This is a genomic window from Acidimicrobiales bacterium, from assembly GCA_036270875.1.
GTDB lineage: Bacteria > Actinomycetota > Acidimicrobiia > Acidimicrobiales > AC-9 > AC-9.
Genome location: DATBBR010000057.1, coordinates 1 through 24,409 on the forward strand (window position 1 = coordinate 1; position 24,409 = coordinate 24,409).

The following is a 24,409-nucleotide window of genomic DNA, read 5'->3' on the forward strand; positions in this document are numbered from 1 at the left end:
GCGTTCGAGCGCGACAAGCGCACCCTCCGGGAGGAGGGGATACCGATCGCCGTCGAGCCGGTCGAGTCCGAGGAGCAGTGGGGCTATCGCATCCGGCCCGAGGACTACTACCTGCCGCCCCTAGGGCTCGACCACGATGAGCAGGTTGCCCTCAACCTGGCCGTGGCCGGGGTCCACCTCGACGACGGCAGCGGGCGCGGAGCGCTGGTCAAGCTCGGTGTCGCCGACGCCGACAGCCCCAGCCCGGTCGCGTCCCTGCCATCGCTGCCCCAGTTGCCGCGGCTGCACGAGGCCCTCCGGGCCCGCGCCTCGGTGCGCTTCGGCTACCGGGCCGAGGACCGACGGGTCGAGCCCTATGGACTGCTGTTCCGGTCCGGGTTCTGGTACCTCGTGGGGCGGGACCAGGCGCGGCAGGCGTTGCGCACCTTTCGGGTCGACCGCATGGACGGCCGCCTGGTGGTCGGTGAAGCCGGTGCCTTCGAGCCCCCGGCCGATTTCGACGTCGCCACCGCATTTCCCGAGGAGCCCTGGCGGCTCGGGGAGGGCGAAGTCACGCTGGCGGAGGTGCTGGTCGACCAGTGGCAGGCGCAACTGGTCGAGGCCGAGCTCGGCGAGGGCGCCGTCCTCGAGCGCCGGCGCGACGGCTCGATCCTGGTCCGTCTGGAGGTGGCCAATGAGGACGCGTTCAGGTCGTGGGTCCTCGGCCTCCTTGATCACGCCGTGGTACTGAGCCCGGCCCCGCTTCGTCAGCGCATGAAGGCGTGGTTGGAGACAGCGGCGGCGTCCGCCGGTCCCCTGCGGGAGAGCGGCCGGTGAGCGCGAGGGGCGACGCCGGCGACCGGCTCCGACGGCTGCTAGCCATCCTGCCGTGGTTGGCCGACCGGGGCGGGGCGCCCATCTCCGAGGTGGCCGTCCAGTTCGAGATGCCCGAGCGGGAGGTGGTGGCCCTGCTGGAGCTCGCCGCCTGCTGTGGCCTGCCCCCGTACACGCCGGACCAGCTCATCGAGCTCATCGTGTCGGACGAGTGGGTGTCGGCCAACCTCGGTGTCCATCTGGCCCGCCCCCGCCGGTTGAGCGCGGCGGAAGGCTTCACCGTGGCCGCCTCGGCCCGAGCCATCCTGGCCGTGGCGGGCGCTGACCCGAACGGCGCGCTGGCTCGCGCCCTGGTCAAGCTCGAGACGGTGCTCGGTGACCGGCGCCGCATCGCCATCGACCTCGACGAGCCCGCCTACCTGGATGTCGTGCACCGGGCCATCGCCGACCGTCGCCAGCTCGAGATCGACTACTACTCCGCCTCCCGGGACGAGCGGACGACCCGCCGGGTCGATCCCTACTCGGCGTTCTCCAGCGAGGGCCACTGGTACCTGGACGGGTTCTGTCACCTGGCTGGCGACGTCCGGCTCTTCCGGATCGACCGGATCCAGGCCGCCCGGCTGGCCCACGAGGGCGTCGAGGCCCCGGCCGGTACGGTGCCGGAGCGGGTCTTTGCGCCCGGCCCCGAGGCCAGGCTGGTGCGCCTGTCGATCCCCCGTCCCGCCCGCTGGGTCGTCGAGGCGTACCCCACCCTCGAGGTCGAGGAGGGGGCCGACGGCGGCTTGGTCGTGACCCTGGCCGTCTCCGGCACCGCCTGGCTGGAGCGGCTCCTGCTGCGCCTCGGCCCCGAGGCCGAGGTGATCGATCCTCCCGACCTGGTGGACGCCGGGCGACGGGCGGCCGAGCGCATCCTGGCCGCCTACCGCTGAGAAGCGGGCCTACAGCGGCCGCGCCGGGCCCGCTCGAGTTCCTGATCCTGCTCGAAATTGGCGCTCGCCGCCCTCTCCGGCCGCGCCCGCGCCCACCTCCACGACGAGACATGAAAATCATTGAAAGTCTATGATCGGCGCTGTCGTGCTCAGCATCGCCAAGGTCAGACCGGGCGGCGCCCGCTACTACCTGGAAGCCGTCGCCGCCGGGAGAGAGGACCATCGCCGTCCCGGCCAGGAGCCTGACGGGGTCTGGTTGGGCCGGGCCTCTGCGGCGCTGGGCCTGCGGGGATCCGTCGACGCCGCCGAGCTCGAAGCGGTGCTCGCCGGTGCCGACCCCGCCTCGGGCGAGGTGCTCAACCCCGCCCAGGACCGGGTGCGGGTCGCAGGCTTCGACCTGACCTTCGCGGCACCCAAATCGGTGTCCCTCTGCTTCGCCCTCGGGGAGCCGGCCGCGGCCGATCACGTGCGCCTCGCCCACGAGTCGGCTGTCGCCGCCGCGGTCGGCTACCTCGAGCGCGAGGCGATCACTGCTCGCCGCGGCAGCGGCGACAGCCGCCACAGCGTCGCCGTCGATGGCGTGGTGGGAGCGGCGTTCCTCCATCGCACCAGCCGGGCCCCCGATCCCCATCTCCACACCCACGTGCTGGTGGCGAACGTCGTCGCAGGTAGCGATCATCGGTGGTCGGCGTTCGACGCCCGGGGGCTGTATGCGCACGCCCGGACCGCCGGCATCCTGTACCAGGCCCACCTTCGCCACGAGCTGGGCCGGCGCCTCGGTCTGGAGTGGGGTGCGCTGAGGTCGGGCATGGCCGACGTCAAAGGGATCGATCGCTCGGTGGTGCGGGCCTTCTCGAGGCGTCGCCAGGAGATCGAGGCGCGGCTGGCCGACGAGGGTCTGTCGGGCCCAAGGGCGGCGCGGGTCGCCCAGCTCGCCACCCGGAGCTCCAAGGAGCTGGACGTCAGCTTCGAGGCACTCGTCGGCGGGTGGCGGGCGCGCGCCGAAGACGCCGGCCTCGGTCGACACGAGCTCGCGGCGGCGATGACTGGTACGGGCAGGCCGGAACCGACCGACGGTGGCATCCCGACGGAGGCTTGGATGAGGACCATCATCGGGCCCGACGGCCTGACCGCCTCGGCGTCGACGTTCGCGCGTCGAGACGTGGTGCGGGCGTGCTGCTCGTTGCTTCCGGACGGCGCCGAGGTGGCGAGGGTCGAGGCACTCGCCGATGCCGTGGTCGGTTCCGACCTGGTCCGGCGCGTCCCATCTCGCGCCTCGCGACAGATGGAGGAGCCGCGCTGGACGACCCCCGAGGTGCTGGCGGCCGAGCGCGCGCTGGTCGACTCGGCCCGACGGCGGGGTCACGACGGCGTGGGCGTGGCCGAGCCGGCGGCGCTCGAGTCGGCCCTGTCGCTCCGCCCGCAGCTGCCGTCGGCGCAGTCGGCCGCGGTGCGAGAGCTGCTGTGCTCGAGAGCCGGCGTGGTCGTCGCCACGGGTGCCAGCTGGGCGGGCTCGACCGACGCCCTGGATGCTGCACGCGACGGGTGGCAGGCCTCCGGTCTGCGGGTGGTAGCCAGCGCGCCGAGCGCCGAGCAGGCCGCCGACCTCGAGGCGGTCAGCGGCATCGAGACCACGCCGCTGGCGGACGTGCTGGCCCAGCTGGCGGGGCCGGCTTGCCCGGCTCCTGCTGATGTCCTCGTCGTGCACGACGCCGGCCGACTGGGCGCCGCCACTCTCGGGGCGGTCCTCGACGGCGCCGACCGGGCCGGTGCGAAAGTCATCCTGCTCGGCGAGCTCCGCCAGCTGCGGGCGGTGGAGGCGGGAGCCTTCCGTCGGTTGGGTGAGCACCTCGGGTCGATCGACCTCGATGCGCCGCGAGCGGCGACGACCTCGGAGCGGATCGTCGAGAGTGGCTGGGTCCAGGTCGTCGACCGCGGCACCGACGGCGGCGCCGTCGTCGTGGGCTCGTCGGCCCCGGCCGTTCGCCGACGCGTGGTGGCCGACTGGTGGGCCGATCGGCAGGCTGGGCGCGAGACCGTCATGGTCGCCTCCAGCCGCCGAGAGATCGATACGCTCAATGCGGCGGCGCGAGCGGAGCTGATCGCCGCCAGCCAGCTCGGTGAGTCGATGCCGGTCGGTCGCCGCGAGATGGCAGTGGGTGACCGCGTCCTGATCGGTCGCGGCGGGCGGGGCGCCGGCGTGGTGACTGGCACCCGGGCGACGGTGACCGGCGTGGACGTCGATCGCCGGATGCTCGACCTCCGCACCGATCAGGGACGGACGCTGTCGATGAGCGCGGCCACGGCGACGGCGGTCGAGCTGCGGCACGCCTACGCCACGTCGACCCGGGAGACCAGGAAAGTGCAGCCGGATCGGGCCCTGGTCCTCGGTGCAGGCCGAACGGTACGCGGCGCGGCCGGCGACGACCGGCGCTATGTCGTCGACAGTATCGGTCGCAGCGGTGACCGAGCTGGGCCCGAACGGCCGGCGGCGCCCGAGCTGGTCGGGTCGCTCGGCCAGCTGGGGCGTCGTCTCGACGACGTCGAGCGTCGCCTGGCCCGCGCCGTCGCTCCGGACCCCACGGCCGCGCTGGCGGGCCTCGACCGGGAGCAGGCCAGGACCGCCGACCGGCTGGCCGCCGCCCGGTCCGCCCGATCGGATGCCGCGGCGCGCTTGGAGCGCCTCGGGACCAGGAGAGCATGGACCGGTCGCGGGGCCGCGAGGGAGGAGGCCCAGGATCTTCGCACCGAGCTCTCCTTCCGTGAGGGCGAGGTGCGGCGGTGGGAGGGCCGGGGCGCCCGGTTGGGCGACCGCCGCTGCGAGCTGGAGGCCGACGCCGCCAGCCGGTCGGCAGGACTGCTGTCGCGGCGCTCCGACCTGGCGAGCCGCGAGATCCTCGTTCAGGCGACGAGCCACAGACAACGGGCCCTGGTCAGAGCGGCAGAGGTCTCGCCCCCCGCCTACCTGGTGGCCGAGCTCGGTCCGCGTCCGTCGGCGCCCGGCGAGCGGGCGGCGTGGCGCCAGGCGGCGCTGGCGGTCGAGAGCTACCGGGAGCGGTGGGGAGTGGACGACCGTCACCTGGCAGTGGGTGGCCGCCCCACGTCGCCGTCGCAGCACCTGCAGCGGGACGCGGCCCAGCGCCAGCTCGAGCGCGCCCAGCGTCAGCTGCGTCCGGAGCTGGCGATCGAGCGGTCGCCGGAGCCGGCCTCCCGGGGCGGCCCCATCCTGGAGCAGGCTGGCCTCGGCCGCGCCAGCTGACGTGGCCGTGGGATAAGTTGACCCCGCCTGCTGACCACGTCGAGAGGGGGCGTCATGGAGGTACCGCTTACGGTCGGCGACTTCCTCGAACGGGCGGGCTTCGCCTACGGCGACCGGGTCGCCCTGGTCGACGAGCCCGGCGAGAGGGGCTCGTTCGGCCGGCTGACCTACGCCCAGCTGCACCGGCGGGCGCGAGGAATGGCCGCTGCCCTCGACCACATGGGCATCGGCCCAGCGGAGCGGGTGGCCATCGTGAGCCCCAACTCGGGACGGTTCCTGGTGTCGTACTTCGGCGTCAGCGGCTTCGGGCGGGTGCTCGTGCCGGTCAACTTCCGGTTGAACACCCAGGAGGTCGGCTACATCATCGACCACTCGGGGTCCACGGTCCTCCTGGTCGACCCCGAGCTGGACGACGCACTGGCCGACGTGAACGTCAAAGAGCGCATCGTGCTCGACGGAGTGCAGGACCGTGAGCTCTTCGCCGAGCTCGGCGACGACGCCGCCGGCCCGAACCGATGGGAGCCGGACGAGCGCGCCACCTGCAGCATCAACTACACCTCCGGCACCACGGCCCGACCGAAAGGTGTGCAGCTCACGCACCGCAACTGCTGGCTGAACGCGGTCACCTTCGGATGGCACACGACCGTCACCGACCGGGACGTGCTGCTCCACACGTTGCCGATGTTCCACTGCAACGGTTGGGGCATGCCCTACGCGGCGACCGGGATGGGCGCCCGTCACGTCGTCCTGCGCAAGGTCGACGGTGAGGAGATCCTCGCTCGGGTGGAGTCCGAGGGCGTGACCCTCATGTGTGGCGCTCCTGCCGTGGTGGCCGCCGTGCTGGACGCCGCAGCAGCTCGTCGGGAGCAGGGCCGCACGGTGCCGGGCGCAGGGGCGGTCCGAATCGTGGTCGCGGGCGCGCCGCCGCCGTCGAAGATCATCGAGCGCGTGGGCGACGAGCTCGGTTGGGAGTTCATCCAGATCTACGGCTTGACCGAGACCTCGCCGTTGCTCACCGTGAACCGTGCTCCGCTGGAGTGGGACGCCCTCGATCCGCCCGAGCGGGCGCGCCGGCTCAGCCGGGCGGGGCTCCCGGCGGTGGGTGTCAAGGTCCGCACCGACGACGAGGGCGAGGTGCTGGCGCGCTCCAACCACGTGTTCGCCGGCTACTGGCGGCAGCCCAAAGAGTCGGAGGCCGTCCTCGGAGAGGGGTGGTTCCGCACGGGCGACGGCGGCTTCATGGACGGTCCTCACCTCGCGATCGAGGACCGCAAGAAGGACGTGATCATCAGCGGAGGCGAGAACGTCTCCTCCATCGAGGTCGAGGGCCACCTGTACCAGCATCCGGCCGTGGCCGAGGTGGCGGTGATCGGGGTACCCGACCAGCGCTGGGGCGAGACGGTCAAGGCGCTGGTGGTCGCCCGGCCCGGTGCGGCGGTCGACGAGGCCGAGCTGATCGAGTTCTGTCGCAACGGCTTGGCGCATTTCAAGTGTCCGACATCGGTGGAGCTGCGGGACAGCCTGCCCCGCACGGCCACGGGCAAGCTGCAGAAGTTCAAGCTCCGCTCCCCCTACTGGCAGGACCGGGAACGCCGGATCAACTGACGCGACGCGTCTGGTGATTCAGTAGCCGGCGACGGCGTCGACGACGTTGGCCAGGGGGGTCCCCGAGAGCCAGCGGGCGAGCTGGGAGGCGAAGAGCTCCTGGATGCGGTCCACCGCCCGCGGTGAGGACCAGGTGAAGTGGGGCACGATGATGACGTTCTCGCGTCGCCACAGGGGATGGCCTTCGGGCAGGGGCTCCTCGACGAAGCTGTCGAGCACGGCGCCGCCGATCTGGCCCGCGTCGAGGGCGCGCACAAGGGCGGCCTCGTCGACCAGCGCCCCGCGGGCCACGTTCACCAGCCAGGCCGTGGGCTTCATGGCCCCCAGGGCGTCGGCATCGATGCTGTTGGCCGTGGCCGGCGTGAGGGGCAGCCCGAGCACGACGTAGTCCGTGTCGGGGAGCTCCGCCCGCCACTCGTCCGGCGCCACCATGCGGTTCACGCCGGCGGGGAGGCCGACACGAGCCTGGCGGGCCACGGCCCTGACCTCCATGCCGAAGGCGGCGGCCATCGGTGCCACCAGACTGTTGACCGAGCCGAGGCCGAGGAGCAGGACCACGCCGCCGTCGAGCTCGCTCAGAAGGGGGCTGGGATCCCAGACGCCGCCATCCGAGAGCCGCACGAACCGGGGGAAGCGCTTGGCCGCCGAGAGGATGGCCAGCATGACCCACTCGGCCATCGGGCGGGAGAAGCTCCCGGCCCCGTTGGTGAGGACGATGCCGCGCCCGGCCAGCTCGGCCACCGGCAGGCTGTCGACCCCCACCGCGTCGGAGTGGACCCATGTCAGATCCGGAAGGTGGTCGACGGCGGCCAGCAGCCACTCACGAGACGAGAGCCCGGGCCGCCACAGCGCGGTCACGCCGGCGGCCTCGGCCTTGTCGACCCGCCCGTCGCGGTGAACCGAAACCGGTCGGATAGGGCGCGGCAGCTGCCCGCTCCGGTCGAGGGCCGTGAGCGTCTCCTGTGCCCCGCGCGTGGCGGCTACTCCGACCGGCTTGTCGTCCTGGCTCATCGCGAGATCATCCTGGTCGGGCGCGGCTGATCGCTGCAAGCGCACCTCCTAGGCTGGCCATCCATGAAGGTACGCATCGGCTACGGCCTCGGCACCGCTGCGGGTGGCGGCGGGCGCCAGCGCTTCACCGAGCTGGTCGACGGCTTGGAGCGCCAGCGGTTCGACTCGCTGTGGCTGTCGGAGCGGCTCACCGGCGTCGCTCCCGATCCGGTGGTGGGGCTGGCGGTGGCAGCGGGTCGGACCGAACGCCTGAAGCTTGGCACCAGCGTGCTGGTGCTGCCGGGGCGCAACCCGGCAGTGCTCGCCAAGGAGCTGGCGAGCCTCGACGTCCTCTCCGACGGCCGCCTGCTGCCCGCGTTCGGGCTGGGGGTGGCCGAGCCCCACGAGCAGCAGGCTTTCGGCGTGCGGCGAGAGGAACGGGCGGCGTGGTTCGACGAGGCGCTGCCCCTCATCCGCCGGATGTGGGCCGAGGATGCCGTCGACCACGAGGGTCCCCGTTTCGTCTACAGCGGGCTGACCATCCAGCCCAAGCCCGTGCAGCGCCCTCCCGATGTCTGGCTCGGCGGCCGGGTTCCCAGCGAGCTGCGCCGCACGGGCAGGCTGGGCGACGGCTGGCTGCCGAGCTTCTGCACTCCTGACGAAGCCGCCGCCGGCCGCAAGATCGTGGAGGAGGCGGCGGACCGGGCCGGACGATGGATCGACCCGGAGCATTTCGGCGCCCTCGTCATCTACTCACGCGGCCCACTGCCCGATCGCTTGGCCCAGGCGCTGGCCGCGCGCCGACCGGATGTCGACCCTGGCGAGCTGGTCCTGTCAGGGCTCGCAGCGCTGCGCCGGCGACTCGAATCCTTCATCGACCGCGGGTTCTCGAAGCTGGTCGTCGTCCCGGCGATCGAGCCCGACCGGTGGGCGGACGAGCTCGACGAGGTCGCCGATCACGTGCTCAGCCTTCAGGACCCCGCCCGGGTGTCCTGAGCGGGACCGATGCGCTCACTGCCGGCTGGCGGTGGGCACGGACTCGGCGAGCGGCCCGCCACCAGCAGCGGCGCGGAACGCGTTGTCCCATCCCTCCGCCGTGATGCCGATGCGGGCGAGCGCGGTCTGGGCGTCGGCCAGGGCCGCCGATGCCTCGGGCCCGTCAGTAGCCTCCAGGCCGCGCGCGCGAGCGAGGCGAACGATGGCCTGCTGGGTCCGGTCGCCGGTGTCGTCGAGTCCGGACCGGGCGGCGCAGAACGCCTCCTCTGCCTCGTCGGGACGACCGAGCTGCACGGACGCGAAGCCTCGGGCGACCTCGGCGACGGCCCGATCGAGATAGGTCGCCTCCTCGAGCGACGCCGTCATGCGGGCCGCGTCGATCGCGTCCTCGGCCCGATGGGCGCCGGCGTAGGCCAGGGCGAGCAGCGACAACGCATTGGCGCGCGGGCCGGCCGCCGCTGCGCCGGCGCCCGCCTGCTCCAGCCGATCGATCGCTTCGTCGAACCGTCCGACCTGGGCCAGGGCGGCGCCGTGAGCCGTGTCGACCTCGGTCGTGGCCAGCTCGCTGACCGCGCCGGTCGACAGCTGCGACAGCTCGCTCAGGACCGACAGCGCCTGTTCGCCGTCGCCCACGTGGATGGCGGTGCCCGCGAGCACCAGCCCCGCCCCCTGCACCAGCCCGTACACCAGGCCGGCCTTGGAGGAGGTCCATTCGTTCGACCCTGCGTGCGCCAGGGCGCTCATCAGGTTCTCCCGGGCCAATGCGAACGCCGCCTCGACCTCGCCTGCGGCGGCACGGGCCCTGATCAGGACGCCCTCAGCTCTCAGGGCGTCGCCGTTCTGAAGCTCGCGGAACAGCCGGGCCGCCTCCTGGCTCCGCTCGATGGCCTCGTTCGTCCGCCCCTGCCACAGCGCCACCGAGCCCAGCAGGAACTGCACCATCGCCAACGCCCACCGGTCGCCGCCCTGGCGCACCTCGCCGAGGATGTGCGTCGCCAGCGCCTCTGCTTCATCTCGGCGACCCTGGAAGAAGCGGACGAACCCGAGGAGCCCTTTGGTCCAGCCGAGCCCTCCCCAGTCCCCTGCCTCGATGAAGGTGCTTCCCGCCTCGCTGAGGCGCTCCTCCGCCTCGGTCAGGCGACCGAGTGCGTAGGCGATCTCGGCCAGGTTCCAGAGAGCCCAGGCCTCCTCTCGACGCGAGCCGAGGGCACGGAAGGTCGTGAGAGCGGTCGTCATGGCCGCCTCTGCCCCGTCCGGGTCGCCCATGAGCGAGCGGGTCGTGCCCAGCTTGCTGAAGGCCTCGGCTTCACCATGATCGTCACCAACGTCGCGCCAGATGCGAGTCGCCCGTTCGAGGGTGGCGCTCGATGCGTGGAAGGAACCCTCGGCCTGCTCGACATGGCCGAGCACGGTGAGCGCCCGGGCCACGGCGCGCTGGTCGCCCTGCGCGGACGCGGAAGCCAGCGCGCTGTCGATGTCGGCACGCGCCGCGCCGGGCTCGCGCAGATAGGCCATGGCATCGGCCCGCTCCAGCAGCACCTCACGACGGGTTGCGTCCTCGCCCGGCGGAATGACCGCCACGGCCCGTGACAGGAGGTCCACGGCCACTTGATAGAACCCCCGCTGGCGTGAGCGGTCGGCTGACAGAGTGGTGAACTCCAGCGCCGACCGCCACACGTCGATCGGGATCCCGCCGACCGCTCCCACCTCGGCGGTGAGCGCCGAGGCCTGGCTGTAGTGGTGGGCCAGCTGCTCGACCACCTCATGCTGGCGGTCGGTCTGCTGGGTGCTCTCGGACAACCATGATGCCAGGGCGTAGTGCCTTCGGGCCCGGTCGGCCTTGGTCAGGATCTCGTACGCGACCTCACGCGCCAACCCGGATCGGAAAGCCCACGTGTCACCCTGCATGGCGAGAACGTCCGTGGCCGCCAGCTCCTCGATGACGGGACCGATCTCTGGCGCGCCCCGTGCCATCGCCAAGGTGGTGAGGGCCTCGAGACCGCCGCGCAGGCCCACCACCGACGCGTCCTCCACGACGGCGCGCTCGTCGCGGCTGAGCACGTCGAGGCGGGCTGCCACCAGGCCGCGCAGGGTCGCAGGGAGCTCCGCGCCCCGCCGGCCGACCTCGCCGAGCACGTCCTGCTCGCTGCGGCTGGCATCGTCGAGCAGAGCCGAGAGCTCTTCCAGGAACAAGGGGTTGCCCCCGCTCCGCTCGAGGAGCGCGTCCTGAAGCCCCGGCTGCAGCTCGTTCCCCGACAGCGAGGCGAGCAGCTGGCGGCCTTCGACGAGGGTGAGGGGATCGACGTGCAGCACGACCTCGCTGTGGCGGCCCGCCCTGGGAGACCACCGAGGCTGGATCTCGGGACGGGCCGTGGCCATGAGCACGAGCGGGAGGTGATGCAGCCGATCGAGGAGATCGTCGATGGCGTCGAAGACCAGCTCGTCCGCCCAGTGGAGCTCTGACAGCGCCAACACCAGGGGGCGACGGCGGGCGAGCCCATCGAGAAAGGTCAACAGCGACAGACGCACCTCGTCGCGGGTTCGACCTGGGTCGACGTTGGCCAGCGCGTCCTGATCGCCCATGAGGAAGGAGAGAGCAGTCGCCAGCCGCTCCGCCTCGGTGCCGGCGACGTCGACGCCGGTGACCGTGGCGACCGCGGACCGGCACTTGGCCAGCATCTCGTCGGCCGAGTCGGAAGGCTCGATGGCGCACGCCTGGCGCATCATCTCCGCCATCGGCCACCAGACGTTGGCTTCCCCGTAGGGCACGCAGCGCCCCTCCAGCAGTGTGGCGTCGTGCTCCTGGACCGCCCAATCGGCGAGCTCGCGGGCGAGGCGGCTCTTGCCGACTCCCGCGTCGCCGAGCAGGACTACCAGTTGTGCCCGACTCCGAGCGACCGCGGCGCCGACTGCATGCTGGAGCAGGCCCAGCTCCTCGCGGCGACCGACCAGCGGACCGTCCACCCGGGCCGGCCGGCGCCCAGGCGGAGCAAGACATTCGAGCGCGATCCATGCTTCGACGGTCCCGTCCCGGCCGCGGGTCTGCAGCATGCCCGCCGGCTCATAGCGCACCACTGCGGCGGTGCTCGACCGAGTAGGAGAGCCCACGAGCACCTGACCCGGATCGGCCATGGTCTGCAGCCGGCTGGCCACGTTGACCACGTCGCCCATCGCCGTGTAGTCGCCGCCGGCCCGCAGGGCGCCGACCAGAACCTCGCCGGTGTTGACGCCGATGCGCATGCGGACGGACTGGAGCTCACCCGAGAGCGCCACGACACTCGATTGCATCTGCAGAGCCGCCCGCACCGCCCGTTCGGCATCGTCCTCGTGGGCGACCGGAGCGCCGAACAAGGCGACGATGGCGTCACCCACGATCTTGTCGACCCTCCCGCCGAAGGCGGTGATGTCGGCGGCCAGTCGCTCGAAGCAGCGGTCCACGAGGTTCTTGACCTGCTCGGGGTCCATCGCCTCGCTCAAGGTGGTGAAGCCGACGAGATCGGCGAACACCACGGTGACGACCCGCCGCTCATCGCCCCGCGAGCCGTGCGTCACGATCGACTGCCCGCATCCGGGGCAGAATCGAGCCCCCTCCGGCAGCGTGTTCCCGCAGGATGGGCAGGTCATCGCCAGTCAGGATAATGCCATCGGCGTTCTTTGCCCCCATCGAATGGCCCGATCCCAGTCACGAGCGTCGTGGCCCTGATGGCGGGGCGGAGGCGGCTGAGTGGGCCCAGTCGTCGTCAATCCATCTTCAGAGCGGGCGTACCGTCCTTCACCGCGAGGCGTGCCGGAAGGCCCAAGAGGTCGAGCGGCTCCCTTTGCATCGGCGATGCGCGCAGCGGCACGACTTCACCGCGATGCGATCCCGCCGTGATGACGACGTCGATCCGAACGTGTTGGCGTTCATCGGTCTCGACATCCACGATCATGACGTCGTACATGCCGTCCGGCAGCGCTTCCACCAGTCGAAAGACTCGCGAAGTACCGCGCCGGCGTCCATCGCGAGAGCAAAACCCTTCGCGTCAAGGAAAAACTTGACCTCGCGGCCAAGAACCTTTTTCATTACATGGAAACTACGACGCGGTGATGTCGACCGTTACGGAAGCGGTGCGAACACCACGAGGACGGCGAAGGCCGCCAGAAAGCGATAGGTGATTCGATGACAGCCATCAGAAAGGCGGCTTCGGCCGCAGAGAAGCGGGTCGCAGGCGCGACGGGCAGAGCTAGACAGACCGCCCAGCGGCGGGGCCGCAGCCTGGCCAAGAAGGCCAGCAAGTCGGCGTCCAAGACGTCGAAGTCGCTGGCCAAGAAGTCGCGGGCGACGGGCCGTACCACGGCGCGCAAGACCACCAAGGCCGCTCGCAAGACGACCAAGGCTCCGGCCCGCAAGACGGCGAAGGCCCGAAAGACCGTCCGCAAGGCGACCAAGGCGCCGGCCCGCAAGACGACGAAGGCCCGTAAGACGGCCCGCAAGGCTCCGGCCCGCAAGGCTACGGCCCGCAAGGCGACCCGAAAGACCACTCGCAAGACGACGCGGGCTCCTGCTCGAAAGTCGACCAAGGCGCCCGCCCGCAAGACGGTGAAGGGTAGGGCTCGCAAGACCACGAGAGCGCCGGCGCGAAAGGGCACCAAGGCCACCGCGGCGTCTCGGGCTCGCAAGTCGACAGCCAAGAGGGCCGCCAAGGCCTAACTCGGCGGCCCCGGAAGGCGGGCCCGAGGGCAGGGCGGGCCGGCGAGGTCTGAGGCGGCGGTCAGATGTCGCTCATCAGCTTGAAGGCCTCGGCCGCGCCGAACCCGGCGCGGCGGCCCTCATCGGCGTGCCGTTGGACCACGCGATCGCGAAATCGCGCCGTCTCGTCGCGGGATGTGGACGCTTCGATGCGCATGGTCGAGCGGAACTGGCTTCGATGGGCGAGCAGGGCCTCCAGCTTGGCGTCCACGAACCCCGAGACGTCTTCGAAGTGGTCCGCCTCGTCGGCCTCCCACAGCAGCAGCGCCGACGGACGGTGCGGCGGCACTTCTTGCTCGGGGAAGAAGTGTGGATCGCGCGCCGCCACGATGGCATCGGTGAGAAGGAACCCGGCGTTGCGGTGGTCCGGATGGAGGCGGTAGCGCTTCCAGGGATCGTGGCCGAGCACGACGTCGGGCCGGATGATGCGGATCCAGGAGCAGAGCTGCCGGCGCTGGCGAAGGCCGGCCTCGAGCTCGCCGTCGGGCCAGCCAAGAAAGACGACGTCTCCCTCGCCGCCGAGCGACTTCGACGCGGCCCGCTGCTCATCCTGGCGGATGCGGACGAGGCTGGCGAGGTCCTGAGACGGATCCCAGGAGCCCTTGGCACCGTCCGTGCACACCAGATGTCGAATGCGACATCCGGCGGAGGCCCACTTGGCGAGCGTGGCGCCGCACCCGAACTCGATGTCGTCAGGATGGGCCCCCACCGCCAGCGCGCAACTGGGGGTGGCCAGGTTCGACCCGGTCGGTGCGTCCGATCCCTCCTCCGAAATCGATGTCACCGGGTTCTCATGACCGAGAGTGCCTGTAGTCGAGATCGGCTGGTTGGTCCACGTCCCACGCCAGGAGGGGCTCGTCCACGACCCGGAGCGGCAGGCCCAGACGGCGCGCCTCGTGCTCGTGACGAAGGAACGAGCCTGGTCCGTACGAGAACGTGAATCCGACCGCGGTGGGCACGCACGCCACGTTGGTGCCGTCGTGATGACGGTCGGGGACGAGCGTCACTCCCGGGAAGCGACCGACCCACGTGAGATCGGCGGCGAGCGGCAGGTCGCCGTGGGCAACGGTCACCCGCACCGCTCCGGCGGCCCCGAGGCGACTGACACCAGCCTCCACCGCCCTGTTCAGTCCCCGTTCCGGCTCCCAGATCACCAGCGCGCCCCGCTGGCGAGCCCACACGGCGACGTCGTTGTCATCGCAGACCACGGCGACGGGAAGGGTGCCAGCGGCGGCCACGACGCGCTCGGCCATGGACCGGGCGAGGCTCGCACGCTCCGCCGGGGGGAGGGCAGGAGCCAGGCGTCGCTTCGCCTCGGCGAAGGCCTTGACCGGCACGAGCACGGCTTCGGGACCGATACGGAGGGCGTCCGGCGACCGTTGACCCTGTTGCCCCGGCGATGAGCTCACGCCCTCGCGTCCCACCCAGCCAGTCTAGGGTGGCGGCGTGGTGACCAGGGTCGCAGTCGTCGGGGCTGGCTCATGGGGAACAGCAGTGGCGGCGCTCGTCGCCACGAACGCGCCTGTGACGCTGTGGGCCAGGCGCCCCGAGCTGGCACAGGAGATCGCTGTCGACCACGTCAACGGCTCGTATCTGCCCGGCATCCAGCTTCCGGACCGTTTGGGTGCCACGGCGTCGCTCGAGGAGGCTGTCGCCGGTGCCGACGTGGTGGTGATGGGTGTCCCGTCGCACGGCTTCCGGAGCGTGACCGCGGATATGGCGCCGTACCTCACCACCTCCACCCCGGTGATCAGCCTGGCCAAGGGCATCGAGCAGGACTCGCTCAAGCGCATGAGTGAGGTCGTCGAAGAGGTGGCGCCCGGTTCGTCTCGTCCAGTGGGTGTCCTCACGGGCCCCAACCTGGCGCGGGAGGTGCTGGCCGGCCAACCGGCGGCGAGCGTCGTGGCCATGGCCGACGAAGGCATCGCTACCGAGCTGCAGCACCTGTTCTCGAGTGGGATGTTCCGGGTGTACACCAACCCCGACGTGATCGGCTGCGAGATCGCCGGGGCGCTGAAGAACGTCATCGCCATCGCCGCCGGCATGACCGACGGCATGGGCTTCGGCGACAACACCCGCGCCACGCTTATCACCAGAGGTCTCGCCGAGATCACCCGGCTCGGCATCGCCATTGGTGGCGACCCCCTCACGTTCTCGGGGCTGGCCGGCATGGGTGACTTGGTCGCCACGTGCATCAGCCGTCAGAGCCGCAATCGCCACGTCGGTGAGGCGCTTGGCCAGGGCCGCCAGATCGACGAGATCGTGGCCGAGATGCGCATGGTCGCCGAGGGTGTGAAGACGTCGGGACCTGTCGTCGAGCTCGCCACCCGGCACGGTGTCGAGATGCCTATCGCCGAGCAGGTGGCCGCCGTCATCCGCGACGGCAAGACCGTGCCGGAGGCGATCATCGATCTGATGCAGAGGGAGGCGAAGACCGAGCTGTACGGCATCCGCGGCTGAGGTCAATCCCATGGGGATCCGTACCTGGATGTTGCGTCGAGCCATGGGCCGACTGCGCATCACCGACGACATCGTCCGCTACCTGTCGACGTTCCAGCGCCTGGGCGAGACGGTCGAGGTCGAGATGCCCGGCGAGCTGCTGCCGGTGGGCGCCCGGACCGTCTTCCGGGCCGTCCGCACCCGCGCCGCGGCGCAGCTGGCCATGGACTGGGTCTGGCCGTGGTGGCTCGAGCGGCAGCTGGACCCGCGATCTCCGGCGTTCGTGCCTCGCGGGCACCTTCCGCTACTGACGAACGTGACCGGTCGGGCGTGGACGATGGTCGGCAACCCTGGCTCGTCGCGCAAGGGCATCGTGGATCCTCGTGGTCTGGTGACGCCGTGGTACGACGGATGGTCACTCGACTGGTGGGTCGAGTCGGAGGACGGGTGGCACCTGCCGTCACGAGACGGCGCGACCCACCAGCGCCTCGTCGACGGGACCCCCGTCGTGGAGACGACCGTCGTGGTGCCGGGCGGTCGCGCTGCCCATCGCGTCTACGCGGTGATGACCGGCGCCAGAGACGCCGTGAGCGGGACCGAGCTCCTGGTCGTCGAGCTCGAGAACCGGTCTCGACATCCCCTCGTCGTCGCCTTGGCTGTCCGGCCCTACAACCCCGAGGGCCTCGCCGTGGTGGAGAGGATCGCCCTGGAGGATCGCACCGTCATGGTCGACGGCCGGCCCGCTCTCCTGCTGCCCCGCCCGCCGAGCGCCGTCGCCGGTTCGACGTTCGCGGGCGGTGACTCGGCCACCACCGTGTTGCACGGTGGAGCGGGGCCCCAGCGCAACTTGTCACTTCGCTGTGAGGTGGGCCTGGCCCAGCTCGCGCTGGTGCTCCCGCTGGCGCCTGAGGCCACGCACCGGGTGGCCCTGCCCCTCGTCGCCGAGCGGCGCACCCGCCGGCGGCGGTTGGCCCGACGTCGGGCCGAGCGGGTGCCCGAGCTGCCAGCCACCCTGCCATCGAGCGCAGCGACGGCCCGCGACTGGCGCACCCGCACCGATCGGGGCACGGATCTGGTCCTGCCGCGCGGGCGGTTGGCTGACGCTGTGGATGCCTGCCGGCGTTTCCTGGTGCTGTCCCACGAGGGCACCGACGTGATGCCGGGGCCGTTCACGTACCACCGGTTCTGGTTTCGTGACGCGGCCTACCTCCTCGCCGCCCTCAACCGATACGGCTTCCACGCCGAGGCGGCCGAGGTGCTCGCCTCGTATCCCGACCGACAGGGCCACGACGGGTTCTTCTTCAGTCAGCGCCAGGAATGGGACGCCAACGGGGCGGCACTGTGGTCGCTCGCCGAGCACTGGCGCCTGAGCCGCGACGACGAGCTGGTGGCCCGCCTGGCCCCAACGATCGCCCGTGCCGCGGCGTGGATCGAGCACAAGCGCCACACCAAGCCCCGCTCGCGCCGCTCTGACCCGGCGCTCGAGGGCTTGATGCCCGCGGGCGTCTCTGCTGAGCACCTCGGACCGTTCGACTACTTCTTCTGGGACGACTTCTGGTCGCTCCGGGGCCTCGTCGACGCCGCGCCTCTGTTGCGGGTGGCCGGCGACGAGGCGGCGGCGGCGCGCGCCGACGAGTGGGCGGCCGGGATGCGAGCCGACCTCTGGGCGTCGATGGAGCGGACCTCTCGGCACCTGGGCACCCTGGTGATACCCGCCGGGCCGCACCGCCGTGTCGACCCCGGCATCATCGGGTCGCTGGTGGCCTGTCATCCGCTCGGGCTGATCCGGCCGCACGATCCGGCCATGGCCGCGACGGTGGAGGCCGTGCGCGAGCGCTTCCTCATCGGCTCAGCCTTCTTCCACGGCATCAGCCACACCGGTCTCGGGACCTATCTGACGCTCCAGTTGGCCTTCGTCGAGCTGGCCGCTGGTGACCGACGAGCCCTCGACCGCCTCGAGTGGCTGGTGGGCGCGGCCAGTTCCACGTTCACGTGGCCAGAGGCCATTCACCCGTTGCTCGGCGACGGGTGCATGGGCGACGGTCACCACGGGTGGGCGACCGCCGACTTCCTCTCCTTCGTGCGGGAGCTCCTGGTGCGGGAGACCGCCGACGGCCTGGCGCTGTGCACGATGCTGCCCGAGGAATGGTGCGGTCGTCCCCTCGCGGTGCACGGGGCGCCCACGCATCGAGGGTCGCTCTCCTTCCAGCTGGGTTGGGAGGCCGGCCGGGCCGTGCTGCGGTGGGAGCTCCAGGCCCATCCCGGCGCCGGGTCCGTCCGTCTCACCGCCCCTGGCCTCGATCCCAGCTGGTCGTCGGTCGAGCCCCGAGGGGAGGTCGAGCTCGCGATCGGCGCGCTGGCGCGCTCAGGCGGGTGGCCGCGATGAGCGACCAGGAGAAGGCCTTGGAAGACCGCATGCGCTCGCTCCTCGAGTCGCTCGGCGTCAGCGCCGAGGAGATCGACAGGGCGTCGGCCGAGGGCCATCTCTATCTCCTCACTGTCGATCGGCTCCTCGTCGCCGGTGTCCCGCGCTACACGGCGACGGAGGTGGCCGAGCGCTCGGGCATGCCGGTGGAGCTGACGGCGCGCTTCTGGCGGGCCCTGGGCTTCACCGACGTGACCGACGACGAGCGCCACTTCACCGATGCCGATGTAGAGGCCCTCACCATCGCTCAGCGGTTCATGGACGAGGGACTGGCCGACGTCGAGGTGGCGCTCCAGATGACCAGAGTCATCGGACTGTCGATGGCGCGCGTCGCCGAAGCCGAGGTCACGGCCTCGCCGCTGACCCGCAACGATCTCGATCCCGACGAAAAGGCGGACCTGTTCCTCCGCAGCCTCGACGTCATCCTTCCGAGCATCGGGCGGCTGCTCGAGTACGCCTGGCGCCGGCACCTCCAGGCCGCGTTCCGGCGGGCGATGCTGGCGTTCAGCAGGGGTGAGCTCAGCGGGGCGACGATCGAGGCGACGGTAGGTTTCGCCGACCTGGTGGGGTTCACCCTGCTCGCCCAGGAGCTGAGCGACGAGGCGCTCGCCGAGGTGGTGAGCCGCTTCGAGGCCCTCGCCTTCGACACCGTCGGCGCGCTCGGGGGACAGGTGGTCAAGGTGATCGGGGACGAAGTCATGTTCGTGGTGCGCGACCCTGCGGAAGGAGCGAGGATCGCCCTGCGCCTGGCCGACGCCTACGCCGACGACGAGCTGTTGTCGGACGTGCGGGTTGGCCTGGCCAGCGGATCGGTCCTGGCCATGGAGGGTGACTACTACGGGCCGGTCGTCAACCTGGCCAGCCGCATCGTCAAGATCGCCATCCCCGGTACGGTGCTGGTGTCCGACGACGTGCACGCTGCGCTGCGCGACGACGAGGAGCTGGCCTTCAAGCCCCTCCGGCCCCGCACCCTGAAGGATGTGGGACGGGTGCAGCTGTGGGCGCTGCACTGGGCGGGGACGGAGCCGCCCTCCGACGGCCGCTGGTCCTGGAGCCGTCGGCGCGGCCTTCCGGGCGTGCTGCCTGCCGCCGCCGAGCTGCGGGCCCGGGCGAGCGAGCTCCGGGATCGGGCGACCGACCGGCGGGAGGAGCGGCGCGAGGAGCGGCGGGATCGCGATGAACGGGAGGAGTAGGGCCCCATTCGTCAGTCGTCGGCCGTCAGCGGTCAGACAGGCGTGCGGTCGCCAGGCGTCGCGGGCCGAGATCGAAGCTGGCCTCGAAGGCGCGGAGCGGCCGGCCCGCGAGATCGACCAGTTGGCCCGATCGTCCGCCCACCGAGACCGCAGTCGGTGCGTCGGTGGGATTGAAGACACGGACCACGACCGCTTCGTCGTCCCGACGGACAGCTGACACCTCGGCGCCGGTGACGGCCAGGCCCTGTCCGCTCGGTGTCCGGTCACCGCCGCCAGACGCGGTCGTGGCGAAGAGCGGCAGGAACGCGTCGTCGGCCACGGCGTACGGATCGACCGGGCCGACGCAGACGGCATAGCGGCACTCCACCGGCCCCAGCATCTGCGCGCCCTCGACGGGTAGGGGCGGCCCCGCCGGCGACCGCCGGTACTTGGTCGTCGGCCGGGACAGGATGCCGGTTGCCCGCAGCAGCGTGAGGGCCAGCGTCTGCGCCCGGCCGTCGTGTCTGTCGATCAGCTCGTATTCGAGCAGACCCTCGTGTACGACGGTGAGGTCGCCGGCGGAGACGAAGCGCCGAGACGGGAACGTGGGCACCGCAAGCTCGTCGGTCCCCCCTTCGGTGTCGAGGCCCCGCTCCACCACCCCGAAGGCGCACTCGGCCCTGGAGGTCGACGCAGGGACGGGGAGGCGGAACAGTGTCCGCAGCCGATGATCACGGCACGGGTTGTCGAAGCTGGTCGTCACCCGCACCAGTCGCTCGCCCGCTCGCAGCTCGATGGCTGTCGTCACGACCACGGACCTCTCACCCACTCGGATACCGCGGTCGTCGTCGACCCGCTCGGGCCAGACGTAGGTCCGCCGGACGAGCAGCCGGCCGCGGACTGGTCCCCGCTCGGCCACCTCGACGGAGACGGCATCGGGCTGGTCGACGATGGTGTCGTGGATGGGCGGCGACCACGTGTAGGTGTCGCCCTGGTCGCCCTCGTCGACCAACCGGTCCAGGTCAGGGGACTCGTCGAGCGCGAAGGTACCTTTTGCATCGTCGATCGCCACGGTGATCAAGCCATTGCTCATCGACGCTCGGGCGTTCACCTCCACGGGGTGCTGCAGTGGCGCCGGGGCCCAGGCCGCCCACCCGAGGCCGGGCACCGCCTCGGCTCGGGCCAACACCCGCTGGCTCGGCCGCCGGTCGAGGTGCACGCGGACGCCGGCGTCGGGCCGGGCGCCCACGATGGCATAGAGCTCCCGCTTCACCTCCTCCACCGACGGGTTCGGTGTCAGGTGCGTGTCGGTGTGGAGCCACACGTCGACGCCACTGGCGCCGTAAGCGATCTCGGCGCTGTTGACGAAGTTGCCGTCACCGAGATCCTGACCCCGTATACGACCGAGCAGGGCGCGTAGGTGGTCGGCGCCCATCGTGTCGTCGCGACTGAGCGCGGGCCACGCCTCCAGCTGCTGGGTGCCCTCCACCAGCTCGTCGCCCGGTAGGACCAGCTCGATCAGCCCTCCCCGGCTCCGGCCGGCGGTGTTGACCACCACGGGGCCCGGGTCGGCCATCGACGAGCCCAGCTCGGCCAGGGCCCGCACGCTCAGACCCTCGGCCGCTTCGGTGGCACCGGCGAAGCGCTGCAGCACGGCGGCAGAGACGTCGTCGACCGAGCACGCCGAGATCGAGTCGTGGGCGGAGTTGCGCACCACCTGCAACCAGGCCGCGTCGATCAGTGCACCAGGCCAGCGTGAGGGAGGAAGGAACAGCGCGCAGAGCGGCTCCGCTACCCGCTCCAACGCCCGCTCGGCTCGCGCCGCCGCCTGCTTCACGTCGACGCGTGTGGAGGCCACGCCCCTCAGCATGTGGGCCCGCTGTCCCGACCGCAGCTCACCCGACCAGCGCGGCAGCTCCTCGGTCGGCCGGCGGGCCAGCTCGGCGCCGAGGGGGGTGACGCACAGCTCGAAGTTTTCCTGGCTGGAGTTGGTCGCCGTCACGAGCGCACCGAGCCCGGGCTGTGGCCGCGCCCGGTCGGTGCCGTTCATCAGCAAGATCCCGTCGACGAGGAGCTTCCCCAGCTCGGCCTCGTGGGCGGTCAGCCGTCGGGTCAAGGCCGCGGGGTCGTGGGGTAGAGCGGCGCCGTTGCCGTAGCCGCGGGCCAGATACTCGGCCCGCACCGTCGAGCCGTCGGGGGCGGACCACCAGAACGCGGTCCGGTCGATCGTCGCCGGCACCCCCCGCCAGACGACGGCGTGGCCGAACCCGGCTTCCCTGAGGAGCTGAGGCATCTGGGCGACGTGGCCGAAGTTGTCGGCCAGGTAGCCGACGGGCATGGCGCCGCCGAAGCGGGCGGCGCGCGCCAGGCCGAGCTGCAGGTTGCGCACGATCGTCTCGCCCGAGACGAGGAACTCGTCCATCGGCACGTACCAGGGCCCGATCTCCAGCCGCCCCGACGTGACCAGCTGCCGGATGCGCACTTCGGCTTCGGGTCTCACCTCCACGTAGTCGTCGATGGGGGCCGTCTGACCGTCGAGCAGGAACGCGGTGAAGGACTCGTCGCTCTCCAGCAGGGCGATCACGGCGTCGAGCAGATCGACCAGGTCAAGGCGAACGACCTCGAACCGCTGGGTCCACTCCCGGTCCCAGTGGGTGTGGGGAACGATGGCGACCCGGCGCCGGCCCATGGGGCCAGGCTAGGGGGCACGGCCGGCGGCGGGGTGGGGGCGCCCAGCCGGTAGCGTTTCGGGTTGATGCGCATCGCCTTCGGCACGGACGAATCGACCTCCCTCACGGCTGGCGTCGTGGCCGAGCTCGAGCGCCATGGCCACCAGGTGATCGACGTGGCTCAGGCCGATCCCTGGCCGGAGGTCGGCCGTCTGGTGGGCGAGGCGGTGGCCTCTGGGCGCGCCGAGCGGGGCGTGGTGTGCTGCTGGACCGGGACGGGCGTGTCCATGGCGGCCAACAAGGTGCCGGGCGTGCGGGCGGCGTTGTGCACCGACGCCGAGACGGCGCGGGGGGCGCGGCGATGGAACGACGCCAATGTGCTCGCCTTCGGACTTCGGCTCACCTCCCCGGATGTGGCCCGGGAGATGCTCGACGCCTTCCTGGTCACCGACGTCGACGCCGACGAGAGAGAGAACGTGAGCCGCCTGGGTTAGTGTGCTCCCCCATGAGCACCTACCTGATGCTCTCGACCATCGGTCCCGACGGGGCGTCGACGCTGCACGACAACCCCGACCGCCTCAAGCAGGTGAACGCCGACGTCGAGTCGATGGGGGCCCGGGTACTACAGCAGTGGGCGCTGCTCGGACCGTACGACTTCGCCACCATCCTCGAGGCGCCCGACGAGATCACGATGGCCCGGGTGGCGCTCCGGCTCGGGGCGCGCGGGACGATCAAGACCTTGACGCTGAATGCCATCCCGATCGACGACTATCTGAGCTCGCTGCGCTCCTGACCGGTCAGGGCGACCTAACCGGTCAGTACCACCACAGCCCCGACTTCTTCGGGCGCTGCAACCTGACGTCGTCGGAGGCGAACTCGCTGGGCAGGACGGAGCCGTCGGACAGCCTCCGCACCCGGTAGGTATCGCCGATGATCTCGGCCACCTCGAAACCTCGACTCCACGTGCCCAGGTACCGGCTGCGGACGTCGACCGCTGTGCCGGCGACCAGCACCTCCGGGCCGGACCGTGTCTGGGGTGCGACTGTCTCGCCCATCGCCTGCCCTCCGTTGCGGTGACTCGACGGTTGCCCCTCCAGCCGGGACCCCTGGCACCGGTCCGCACCGACGGACCGGGTGGACCGCTAGGGCGCTCATATTGGTCGATCGACCCGGGGAGCACAAGGGGTTATCCCTGCTGTACAGCGATAACTTCTGGTGTGCGGGCGATCCGGGGCGGTCACCTCCCCGGATCGCCGCGGAGCGCCGCCGACGAGAGGAGGCAGGTGTGGCCGAGTCGACCGGGACCACTGGCACCAGCGAGAGCGGTGACATCAGGCTGACCGAGTGGACGTCCTGCGGCGGCTGCGCCGCCAAATGGGGGGCCGCACCGCTGTCGGCCCTGGTCCGCCAGCTGGCGGTCCGGGCCGACCCGTCGCTGCTTGTCGGCCTGGCGCCCTTCGACGATGCCGCCGTGTGGCGGATCAACGACGATGTCGCCCTGGTGTCGACCACCGACTTCTTCCCGCCCCTGGTGGACGACCCAGCTGACTTCGGGGCCGTGGCCGCGGCCAACGCCTGCTCCGACGTGTTCGCCATGGGAGGGCGCGTCGTGCTCGCCCTCAACATCTCGGCGTTCCCCGAGCACATGCCGCCGGAGGCGGTCGGCGACATCCTGGCCGCTGCCGCAGCCGTCGTCGCCGAGGCGGGCGGGCAGGTGGCAGGCGGTCACACCATACGGTCCGAGGAGCCCATATTCGGTTTGGCCGTGCAGGGCGTCGTCCACCCCGACCAGGTGTGGACCAAGGCCGGGGCGCGGGCGGGCGACGCGCTGGTGCTGTCCAAGCCGCTCGGCACGGGCATCGTGCTGGCCGGAGGGCGGCCCGCCGACTGCCGGTCGGCCGTCGTGGGCATGCGCGCGCTCAACCGGGCCGCGGCCGAGGGGCTCGCCGGTCTGGCCAGCCCGCCGCACGCAGTCACCGACGTCACCGGCTTCGGCCTCCTCGGCCACGCCTGGGAGATGGCCGAGCGCTCAGAGGCCCGTCTGTCAGTGTCGGCGCCGGCGTTGCCGCTCTACCCCGGAGCGGAGGTGGCGGCCGCGGCCGGGACGCGCACGGGCGGCGACGCCCGCAACCGATCCCACCTCGAGGGGCGGGTGCGTTCATCGGCGCCGGCGGCGATCGAGGCCCTGGCCTACGACCCCCAGACCTCAGGAGGACTCCTGGCCGCGGTGACGCCGGCCGATGCGCGCCGTCTGGAGTCGGTGTCGGACTTCGTCACGATCGGCGAGGTCGTGGCCGGCCCCGCAGGCGTGTCGCTCAGCTGAGGGCGCGGACGAGTACCGAGCGCGCCGCGGCCCGCCCGCTCGAACCGGTAGCCTGCCGCC

The 24,409-nt window shown here is 71.6% G+C and carries 19 protein-coding genes; 12 read left to right on the forward strand and 7 right to left on the reverse strand.

What is annotated here, in order from left to right; translation table 11 throughout:
• From VH112_06500 to VH112_06515, 4 genes are all read left to right on the forward strand, one after another.
• The coding region (locus tag VH112_06500) for a WYL domain-containing protein (GenBank protein HEX4539879.1) at positions 1-816 on the forward strand (816 nt) is incomplete at its 5' end.
• A complete protein-coding gene (locus tag VH112_06505; protein HEX4539880.1) occupies positions 813-1,742 on the forward strand; it encodes a WYL domain-containing protein in 930 nt (309 codons plus the stop codon). The genes VH112_06500 and VH112_06505, both read left to right, overlap by 4 nt.
• 130 nt (positions 1,743-1,872) lie before the next feature.
• Positions 1,873-5,001: a MobF family relaxase gene (gene mobF / locus VH112_06510; GenBank protein ID HEX4539881.1), complete on the forward strand. Its 3,129-nt coding sequence runs from the start codon at positions 1,873-1,875 to the stop codon at positions 4,999-5,001.
• Between the two features lie 54 nt (positions 5,002-5,055).
• The gene (locus tag VH112_06515) at positions 5,056-6,606 is read left to right on the forward strand and encodes an AMP-binding protein (GenBank protein HEX4539882.1); all 1,551 of its coding nucleotides are present in this window, start codon (positions 5,056-5,058) and stop codon (positions 6,604-6,606) included.
• Positions 6,607-6,624: 18 nt separating this feature from the next.
• On the opposite strand, the gene VH112_06520 is transcribed toward VH112_06515, so the two are convergent.
• On the reverse strand, positions 6,625-7,617 hold the full coding sequence (locus VH112_06520; GenBank protein HEX4539883.1) for a D-2-hydroxyacid dehydrogenase: 993 nt from the start codon (positions 7,615-7,617) through the stop codon (positions 6,625-6,627).
• Positions 7,618-7,680: 63 nt separating this feature from the next.
• Between VH112_06520 and VH112_06525 the strand changes: the two genes are divergently transcribed.
• On the forward strand, positions 7,681-8,592 hold the full coding sequence (locus VH112_06525) for an LLM class flavin-dependent oxidoreductase (protein ID HEX4539884.1): 912 nt from the start codon (positions 7,681-7,683) through the stop codon (positions 8,590-8,592).
• 15 nt (positions 8,593-8,607) lie between these two features.
• Here the strand turns inward: VH112_06525 and VH112_06530 are convergent, their stop codons facing one another.
• Both VH112_06530 and VH112_06535 read right to left on the reverse strand, forming a co-directional pair.
• Positions 8,608-12,144: an adenylate/guanylate cyclase domain-containing protein gene (locus VH112_06530; GenBank protein HEX4539885.1), complete on the reverse strand. Its 3,537-nt coding sequence runs from the start codon at positions 12,142-12,144 to the stop codon at positions 8,608-8,610.
• A 188-nt stretch (positions 12,145-12,332) separates the two neighbouring features.
• Positions 12,333-12,554 carry a hypothetical protein gene (locus VH112_06535; protein ID HEX4539886.1) on the reverse strand — a complete coding sequence of 74 codons (222 nt, stop codon included), beginning with the start codon at positions 12,552-12,554 and terminating at the stop codon, positions 12,333-12,335.
• A 197-nt stretch (positions 12,555-12,751) separates the two neighbouring features.
• Between VH112_06535 and VH112_06540 the strand changes: the two genes are divergently transcribed.
• Positions 12,752-13,282, forward strand: coding sequence for a hypothetical protein (locus tag VH112_06540; GenBank protein ID HEX4539887.1), 531 nt, complete (start codon positions 12,752-12,754; stop codon positions 13,280-13,282).
• A gap of 61 nt (positions 13,283-13,343) precedes the next feature.
• Here the strand turns inward: VH112_06540 and VH112_06545 are convergent, their stop codons facing one another.
• Positions 13,344-14,105, reverse strand: coding sequence for a PIG-L deacetylase family protein (locus tag VH112_06545; GenBank protein HEX4539888.1), 762 nt, complete (start codon positions 14,103-14,105; stop codon positions 13,344-13,346).
• A 7-nt stretch (positions 14,106-14,112) separates the two neighbouring features.
• A complete protein-coding gene (gene cofC, locus VH112_06550) occupies positions 14,113-14,745 on the reverse strand; it encodes a 2-phospho-L-lactate guanylyltransferase (protein ID HEX4539889.1) in 633 nt (210 codons plus the stop codon).
• Between the two features lie 25 nt (positions 14,746-14,770).
• Between cofC and VH112_06555 the strand changes: the two genes are divergently transcribed.
• Genes VH112_06555 through VH112_06565 form a run of 3 tightly spaced genes read left to right on the forward strand, consistent with a single transcriptional unit; the run spans position 14,771 to position 19,378 of the window.
• On the forward strand, positions 14,771-15,781 hold the full coding sequence (locus VH112_06555; GenBank protein ID HEX4539890.1) for an NAD(P)H-dependent glycerol-3-phosphate dehydrogenase: 1,011 nt from the start codon (positions 14,771-14,773) through the stop codon (positions 15,779-15,781).
• A 10-nt stretch (positions 15,782-15,791) separates the two neighbouring features.
• On the forward strand, positions 15,792-18,146 hold the full coding sequence (locus VH112_06560) for a hypothetical protein (protein ID HEX4539891.1): 2,355 nt from the start codon (positions 15,792-15,794) through the stop codon (positions 18,144-18,146).
• Positions 18,143-19,378, forward strand: coding sequence for an adenylate cyclase regulatory domain-containing protein (locus VH112_06565; protein ID HEX4539892.1), 1,236 nt, complete (start codon positions 18,143-18,145; stop codon positions 19,376-19,378). The genes VH112_06560 and VH112_06565 overlap by 4 nt, the downstream gene beginning before the upstream one ends.
• A 25-nt stretch (positions 19,379-19,403) precedes the next feature.
• Here VH112_06565 and VH112_06570 read toward each other — a convergent pair whose 3' ends face one another.
• Complete coding sequence (locus tag VH112_06570; protein HEX4539893.1) at positions 19,404-22,046, reverse strand: glycoside hydrolase family 38 C-terminal domain-containing protein; 2,643 nt, start codon at positions 22,044-22,046, stop codon at positions 19,404-19,406.
• A 66-nt stretch (positions 22,047-22,112) separates the two neighbouring features.
• Between VH112_06570 and VH112_06575 the strand changes: the two genes are divergently transcribed.
• The gene (locus VH112_06575) at positions 22,113-22,520 is read left to right on the forward strand and encodes an RpiB/LacA/LacB family sugar-phosphate isomerase (GenBank protein ID HEX4539894.1); all 408 of its coding nucleotides are present in this window, start codon (positions 22,113-22,115) and stop codon (positions 22,518-22,520) included.
• Between the two features lie 11 nt (positions 22,521-22,531).
• A complete protein-coding gene (locus VH112_06580) occupies positions 22,532-22,819 on the forward strand; it encodes a GYD domain-containing protein (protein ID HEX4539895.1) in 288 nt (95 codons plus the stop codon).
• Between the two features lie 22 nt (positions 22,820-22,841).
• On the opposite strand, the gene VH112_06585 is transcribed toward VH112_06580, so the two are convergent.
• Positions 22,842-23,081: a hypothetical protein gene (locus VH112_06585; protein ID HEX4539896.1), complete on the reverse strand. Its 240-nt coding sequence runs from the start codon at positions 23,079-23,081 to the stop codon at positions 22,842-22,844.
• Positions 23,082-23,311: 230 nt separating this feature from the next.
• Between VH112_06585 and selD the strand changes: the two genes are divergently transcribed.
• Positions 23,312-24,349 (forward strand): selenide, water dikinase SelD, encoded by a 1,038-nt coding sequence (selD, locus tag VH112_06590; GenBank protein HEX4539897.1) that lies wholly within the window; start codon positions 23,312-23,314, stop codon positions 24,347-24,349.
• Positions 24,350-24,409 lie beyond the last annotated feature (60 nt).